Below are 6,887 nucleotides of genomic sequence, written 5' to 3'. Positions count from 1 at the left end.
TGGCAGCCGACGCCGCAATAGGGGCAGACGCTGTCGACCTCGCGCTCCGGGGGCGCGGCCATCGCGCCCGCCGCGTCCACCAGGCTCGCCGGCATCAGTGCGCCGGTCGGGCAGGCCTGCACGCATTCGCCGCAGGCGACGCAGGTGCTTGCGCCCATCGGGTCGCCCATGTCGAAGACGATCCGCTCCGCCGCACCGCGCCCGGCCATGCCGATCACGTCGTTGACCTGGACCTCGCGGCAGGCCCGGACGCACAGCGTGCAATGGATGCAGGCGTCGAGGCGCACGCTCATCGCGGGATGGCTGCGGTCCGGCTCCGGCCGCGCGGCGCGCGGCGGAAAACGGCTGTCCGTCACCCCGACCTGGTCGGCCCATCGGCGGAACCGCGAGCCGGGATCGGGAGACGCCGCCGCGTCGGGCTGATCGGCCTGCAGCAGCTCGAACACCAGGCGGCGCGCCGTGCGGGCGCGCTCGCTCGCGGTGACGACGCGCATGCCCGGGGTCGGCCGGCGTATGCAGGAGGCGGCGAGCGCCCGCTCGCCCTCGATCTCGACCATGCAGGCCCGGCAGTTGCCGTCGGGCCGGTAGTCGGGCTCGGCGGAATGGCAGAGATGCGGGATCTCGACGCCGCGCCGGCGCGCGACCTGCCAGATCGTCTCGCCCTCCGCCGCCTCGGCCTCGGCGCCGTCGAGCTGGAACCACACCTTGCTCATGACAGTGCCTCCGGGAAGTGGCGCAGGATCGCCCGCACCGGGTTCATCGCGGCCTGTCCCAGGCCGCAGATCGACGCGTCGGTCATGACGCGCGCCAGGTCTTCGAGCAGCGCATGCTCGCCGGGGGCCTTCTCGATCAGCGTCACGGCCTTCTCCGTGCCGACCCGGCAGGGAGTGCACTGCCCGCAGCTCTCGTCGGCGAAGAAGCGCAGCAGGTTCAGCGCGACCTGCCGGAGATCGTCGCGGTCCGACAGCACGACCACCGCCCCCGAACCGACGAAGCAGCCATGCGGCTCCAGGACGCCGAAGTCCAGCGGCAGGTCGGCCATCGAGGCCGGCAGCAGCCCGCCCGACGCCCCGCCGGGCAGATAGGCCTTGAGGCGATGCCCCTGCGCCATCCCGCCGCAATGCTCGGCGACCAGCTCGTTCAGCGTGGTCCCGGCCGGGACGATCTTGACGCCCGGCTCACGGACCCGGCCCGAGACGGAATAGGCCCGCAGTCCCTTGGCGCCGTTGCGGCCCTGGGCCGCCCACCAGGACGGGCCGCGCTCGACGACGTCGCGGACCCAGTACAGCGTCTCGACGTTGTTGATCAGCGTCGGCCTGCCGAACAGGCCCGACTGGGCCGGGAACGGCGGCTTGTGGCGCGGCAGCGGCCGCCGGCCCTCGATGCTTTCCAGCATCGCGGATTCCTCGCCGCAGATATAGGCGCCGGCCCCGCGCACGAGCCGGACCGAGGCGTGCCGCGACAACCCGGCCGCCTCGACGGCCGCCAGCTCCCTTTCCAGCACCGCACGGCAGTCCGGGTATTCGTCGCGCAGGTAGAAGACCACCTGCCCGGCGCCGACGGCCCAGGCGGCGACGAGCATGCCCTCCAGTACCCGGTGGGGGTCGGTCAGGAGGAAATGCCGGTCCTTGAACGTGCCCGGCTCGCCCTCGTCCGCGTTCACCGCCATCATCCGCGGCGCCGGGCCGGAGCGCACGAAATGCCATTTGCGCCCGGTCGGAAAGCCGGCCCCGCCCATGCCGCGCAACGCCCCGTCCTCCAGGATGGCGATCACGTCCTCCGCGGTCCGCCGGCCCTGGAGGCAGTCCTCGAGCAGGCGGTAGCCGCCCGCCGCACGATAGGCCGCGAGCAGGGACGACGGCGGGACGGCATCCTCCGGCGCGCCCGAAAGCGCCGCCGCGACCATGTCCGGCGTCGCGGGCGCGATGCTCCGGTGGCCGACGGCGGCGGCCGGCGCCCGGTCGCAGGCCCCCATGCACGGGGCGCGCAGGACGCGTACGCCGGAGGGAACGGCCGCCCCGACCGCCTCGGCGAGGGTGCCCGCACCCGCGAGCTCGCACGAGATCCCGTCGCAGATCCGGACCGTCAGCGGCGGCGGCGGGGCCTCGCCTTCCATCACGAGGTCGAAATGGGCGTAGAAGCTGGCCACCTCGAACACCTCGGCCTGGGCGAGGCGCAGCTCATGGGCGAGTGCGGCGAGATGCCGCGCGCTCAGATGACCGAAGCGGTCCTGCAGACGGTGCAGGTGGTCGAGCAGGAAGTCGCGCGAGCGCGGCGCGGCGCCGAGCAGTGCTCGGACCTCCTCCAGCGCTGCCGGCTCGACCTGCCGCCCCTTCGGACGAGGCGGAGCCCGGCGGCCGGTTCCGCCGGTGCTGCGGCCACGCGTGATCCGGTCGGCGTGCTCAGCCATGCGTCTGCGATCCTGCTCTCGGGTAACGGCAGGCAAGCCTAACCCGTCGGCACCGCGGGCGGAAGACCGCGCTGAAGACGGATGGAGGTGCCGGACGGGGGGCCGCGACGCCGAGACGGGTGACATGCCGTGCGGTTCGCCGCTAACGTGGCACCGGATTCAAGCGCACGGACGACCGGCGGATGGACTACGGCAACGACCTCGGGGACGGGAGCGGATCGGCGGGGTCCCGGCTGCGGGCGGTGATCGACACGGCGCCCGACGGCATCGTCGTGATGGACGCGGTGGGCACGGTCCTGACCTTCAATCCCGCCTGCGAGCGTATGTTCGGCTGGCGGGCCGACGAGGTGGAGGGACGGAACGTCAAGATGCTGATGCCGCCTCCCTACCGGGAGGAGCACGACGGCTATCTCTCGCGCTACCTGCACACGGGCGAGCGCCGGATCATCGGCATCGGCCGGGAGGTCGAGGGGCTGCGCCGCGACGGCTCCGTGTTCCCGCTGGAGCTGTCGGTCGGCGAGGCGCGCCAGGACGGCACGCGCGTCTTCATCGGCATCATGCGCGACATTGGCGAGCGCAAGTCGGTCGAGGCCGCGCTGCGGGAGCGGGAGGCGCGCCTGCGCTCGATCCTGGAAACCGTGCCCGACGCGATCATCGTGATCGACGAGCGGGGCGTCATCGAGAGCTTCAGCCCGGCCGCCGAGCGGCTGTTCGGCTACCGGTCCGCGGAGGTCGTCGGCAGCAATGTCAGCCTGCTGATGCCCTCGCCCTACCGCGAGCAGCACGACCGCTACATGGCCCATTACCTCACGACGGGCGAACGCCGGATCATCGGCATCGGCCGCATCGTGTCGGGGCGGCGCTCCGATGCCTCGACCTTCCCGATGGAACTGGCGGTGGGCGAGGTCAATCTCGGCGGACGGCGGCTGTTCACCGGCTTCGTCCGGGACCTGACCGAGCGCCAGGCGACCGAGAAGCGCCTGCAGGAACTGCAGGCGGAACTGCTGCATGTCGGCAGGGTCAGCGCCATGGGCCAGATGGCGTCCTCCCTCGCCCATGAGCTGAACCAGCCGCTGACCGCCGTCATCAACTACGTGAGGGCGAGCCGCCGCCTGCTGGAAGCGGCCGGCGTTCCCGACACCGACAAGGTCGTCGAGACGATGGAGAAGGCGGTCACCCAGGCGAGCCGCGCCGGGCAGATCATCCGCCGCCTGCGGAACTTCATCGAGAAGGGGCACACCGACCGCACGGTCGAGAACCTGAACAAGCTCGTCGAGGAGGCGTCGGCCCTGGCCCTGGTCGGCGCCAAGGAGAGCGGGGTCCGGGTCAGCCTGGAGCTGCATCCCGAGGACCTGCCGGTCTCGGTCGACAAGATCCAGATCCAGCAGGTCGTTCTCAACCTGATCCGCAACGCGACCGAGGCGATGGCCGGCTGCCCCCGCCGCGAGCTGACGATCGTCACCGCGCCGGCCCCCGCCGAGGACGGCTTGGCGGTGGTGTCGGTCGGCGACACCGGCCCCGGCGTCGCGCCCGAGGTGATGAAGCAGCTCTTCCAGCCCTTCGTGACGACGAAGGAGAAGGGGATGGGCCTCGGCCTGTCGATCTGCCGCTCCATCGTCGATGCCCATGGCGGCCGGCTCTGGCCCGAGGCCGACCCCGCCGGCGGCACGATCTTCCGCTTCACCGTCCCCACGGCGTACGAGGCCGACGATGTCCGCTGACCCGACCGTGTTCGTCGTCGACGACGACGAGGCCGTGCGCGATTCCATCCGGGTCCTGCTGGAGACGTCCGGCTTCCGGGTCGAGGACTTCGGCTCGCCCGCCGACTTCCTCTCCTCCGACGCCCCCGGCCGCCCCGGTTGCCTGCTGGTCGACGTCCGCATGCCCGGAATGTCGGGCCTCGAGGTCCAGCTCCACCTCGCCGAGACCGGCTCCGCCCTGCCGGTCATCGTCATCACCGGGCACGGCGACGTGCCGCTGGCGGTCCAGGCGATGAAGGCCGGCGCCGTGGACTTCGTGCAGAAGCCCTTCGACGAGGAGATCATCCTGACCGCCGTGCGGACGGCGCTCGACAGGGCGGAACGCCAGCGCGGGCGGTCCTGCCCGCCGGAGGTGCTGAACCGCTTGGCCACCCTGACCCCGCGCGAGCGCGACGTGCTCGAAGGCTTGGTCGCCGGCCGGCCCAACAAGGTGATCGCCCACCACCTGTCCATCAGCCCGCGGACGGTCGAGATCCACCGTGCGCGGGTCATGGACAAGATGCGGGCCGAGAGCCTGCCCCGGCTGGTCAGGATGGCGCTGGAGGCGGGGGTCGTCCCCAAGGGCGATTGACCCGCCGGATGCGCGGCGGCTGACCTGGATCAAATGCCGGACCGTACGGGGAAACACGTATTACGACGGCCCCGCCACGGGTTCTATCCTGCCGCAATGAGGAACCAGACGCGGTCCGCCGGGCGGGCCGGGAGGCTGCCGTGGCGGATGGGGGCAATGGCCGGGTCTACATCGTCGATGACGACGAGCCCGTCCGGGATTCGCTGAAGACCCTGCTCGAATCCTTCAGTCTCGACGTCCGCGACTACGCGTCGTGCAACGACTTCATCGACACCTATGACGGGTCCGGCTCGGGCTGCCTGCTTCTCGACCTGCATCTTCCCGTGATGGGCGGCCTGGAATTCCTCGAGCGCTACGGCCCCCGCCTGCGCGGCATGCCGGTCATCATGATCAGCGGCCGGGGCGATCCCGCGACCGTGGCCCGCGCGAGGGGGGCCGGCGTCGTCGCCTTCCTCGAGAAGCCGTTCGAGGAGGAGACGCTGATCGCCGCCATCAGCAGCCTGCTGCCGCCCCCCGCCGCGCGGCCCGGTACGTAGAGTCCCTTACGTACAATACCGAACTGAACAGAACCGTCTGCTTTCCGTAGCTTGACCCCACCAGACGCCGCCGACGCGACGCAGTCAGGACCCGGAGAACAGACAATGGCCGCCCAGCTCGCAACCCCCCAGGCCGCTCCCGTGCATCGTCCCGCTTTCGCCACGCCTTCCCGCCCGGGACCGGCGCGCGGGACCGCCACGATCCTCCAGCTCCCGGGCGGCGCGCCGGCACGCCTGCGTCCGGAAGCGGACCCGATCGATGCTCTCTCGCAGACGGTCTCCGTGGCACGCGACCGGGCCGTCTTCCACCAGGGGGACCGGGCCGACGCCGTCTACGTCGTCGCCGACGGCGTGATCCGCCTGTGCAAGCTCCTGCCCGACGGCCGCCGCCAGATCGTCGGCTTCGTGCAGGCCGGCGACTTCATGGGGCTCGCGTCGGGCGACAGCCACCTCTACACCGCGGAAGCCGTGACCGCCGCGACCGTCCGGCGCCTTCCCCGCGCGCGGCTGGAGGCCCTGATGGAGGAGGACGCGGCGTTGCGCCGGCGCCTGATGCTCGTCACCGCCCGGGAGCTGGTGGCCGCGCAGGAGCAGATGCTGCTGCTCGGGCGCAAGAACGCCCGGGAGAAGATCTGCTCCTTCCTGATAGCGCTGTCGCGGCGGCGCGAGCGCACGCATGGCGACGGCACCCGCGTCCACCTGCCGATGAGCCGCGCCGACATCGCCGACTATCTGGGCCTGACCATCGAGACCGTGTCGCGGACCATCTCCAAGCTGAAGGCCGACCGTCTGATCCGCCTGATCGAGGGCAACCGGGTCGACCTGCTCGACCGCGTGCGGATCACCGACCTGGCCGAGTGCGCCTGAAGGCTCACGTCCCGCTTCCCGCGGCGGCGACGGCTTCGCGCAGGCGGAACGACACCGGGTCGTACTCGTCCAGATGGGGGAAGCGGAGCGGCTCGGTCGTCTGGACCGTCCGCAGGCGCTCCTCGTAGGCCGCGAGATAGGCCCGCCGCTCCTGCAGGGAGACGCGGGCCGGCTCCCAGGCGATGAACGGCGGCAGCACGTCGAAGCCGGCGAAGCGCAGCATGCCGTGCTGGATCGGATAGAGCAGCATGTCGATGTCGCCGTTGAGGCCGTCCGGCCCGTACATCGAGGCCGGGCCCCCTACGGTCACCGAGACCATGGCCCGCTTTCCGGCGAACCTGCCGCGGTCGTACCACATGCCGCCGCCGTAGACCGCCCCCACCGCGAAGACGCGGTCGACCCAGCCCTTGAGCAGGGCCGGCATGGAGAACCACCACAGCGGGAACTGAAGGACTAAGGCGTCGCAGGCGAACAGCTTCTCCTGCTCCTGCCGGATGTCGGCCGCGAAGGCGGACAGCTCGGCGGCCCGTGCCTCCTCCACCTGCTGCTTGTAATAGGCGGGATCGGCGACGCTGGTGAAGTTCGACCGGTCCGAGCGGGCCTGCCAGCCCATGGCGTAGAGGTCGGAGACCACGACCTCGTGGCCGGCGCCGGCAAGGCTGGACCGGGCCGTCTCGGTCAGGGCCCCGTTGAAGCTGCGTGGCTCTGGATGAGCGTGGACGATGAAGACTTTCATGGCGCCT

General features: G+C 71.5%; 7 protein-coding genes. 4 read left to right on the top strand and 3 right to left on the bottom strand.

Features of this window, described 5'->3' with window-relative positions; all coding sequences use genetic code 11:
- A partial coding sequence (locus tag VGO20_RS20520; RefSeq protein WP_327504245.1) for a 2Fe-2S iron-sulfur cluster-binding protein occupies positions 1-713 on the bottom strand: 713 nt, incomplete at its 3' end.
- On the bottom strand, positions 710-2,410 hold the full coding sequence (locus VGO20_RS20515; protein WP_327504244.1) for an NADH-ubiquinone oxidoreductase-F iron-sulfur binding region domain-containing protein: 1,701 nt from the start codon (positions 2,408-2,410) through the stop codon (positions 710-712). The genes VGO20_RS20515 and VGO20_RS20520, both read right to left, overlap by 4 nt.
- Positions 2,411-2,592: 182 nt before the next feature.
- Here VGO20_RS20515 and VGO20_RS20510 point away from each other — a divergent pair, with 182 nt between their 5' ends.
- The 4 genes from VGO20_RS20510 to VGO20_RS20495 all read left to right on the top strand — a co-directional run bounded on the left by VGO20_RS20510 (position 2,593) and on the right by VGO20_RS20495 (position 6,144).
- Positions 2,593-4,131: a PAS domain-containing sensor histidine kinase gene (locus tag VGO20_RS20510; protein WP_327504243.1), complete on the top strand. Its 1,539-nt coding sequence runs from the start codon at positions 2,593-2,595 to the stop codon at positions 4,129-4,131.
- Positions 4,121-4,741 (top strand): response regulator FixJ, encoded by a 621-nt coding sequence (fixJ, locus tag VGO20_RS20505; protein WP_327504242.1) that lies wholly within the window; start codon positions 4,121-4,123, stop codon positions 4,739-4,741. The genes VGO20_RS20510 and fixJ overlap by 11 nt, the downstream gene beginning before the upstream one ends.
- A 140-nt stretch (positions 4,742-4,881) precedes the next feature.
- Positions 4,882-5,277 carry a response regulator transcription factor gene (locus VGO20_RS20500; protein ID WP_327504241.1) on the top strand — a complete coding sequence of 132 codons (396 nt, stop codon included), beginning with the start codon at positions 4,882-4,884 and terminating at the stop codon, positions 5,275-5,277.
- Between the two features lie 105 nt (positions 5,278-5,382).
- Entirely contained in the window at positions 5,383-6,144 is a 762-nt protein-coding gene (locus VGO20_RS20495; RefSeq protein ID WP_327504240.1) for a cyclic nucleotide-binding domain-containing protein, read from the top strand.
- Between the two features lie 4 nt (positions 6,145-6,148).
- Here the strand turns inward: VGO20_RS20495 and VGO20_RS20490 are convergent.
- The coding region (locus VGO20_RS20490) for an NAD(P)H-dependent oxidoreductase (protein ID WP_327504239.1) at positions 6,149-6,887 on the bottom strand (739 nt) is incomplete at its 5' end.

The organism is Arenibaculum sp., assembly GCF_035998295.1.
In the GTDB taxonomy this organism is placed as follows: domain Bacteria; phylum Pseudomonadota; class Alphaproteobacteria; order Azospirillales; family Azospirillaceae; genus DASYHS01.
The sequence above is the reverse complement of the archived record's forward strand: the minus strand, read 5'-3'. Positions and strand labels throughout refer to the sequence as shown.

What these genes read in the sequence shown, in the direction of transcription:
- fixJ (WP_327504242.1), top strand. Translation starts at nt 4,121, where the DNA reads ATGTCCGCTGACCCGACCGTGTTCGTCGTCGACGACGACGAGGCCGTG.
- VGO20_RS20495 (WP_327504240.1), top strand. Translation starts at nt 5,383, where the DNA reads ATGGCCGCCCAGCTCGCAACCCCCCAGGCCGCTCCCGTGCATCGTCCC.
- VGO20_RS20510 (WP_327504243.1), top strand. Translation starts at nt 2,593, where the DNA reads ATGGACTACGGCAACGACCTCGGGGACGGGAGCGGATCGGCGGGGTCC.
- VGO20_RS20515 (WP_327504244.1), bottom strand. Translation starts at nt 2,410, where the DNA reads ATGGCTGAGCACGCCGACCGGATCACGCGTGGCCGCAGCACCGGCGGA.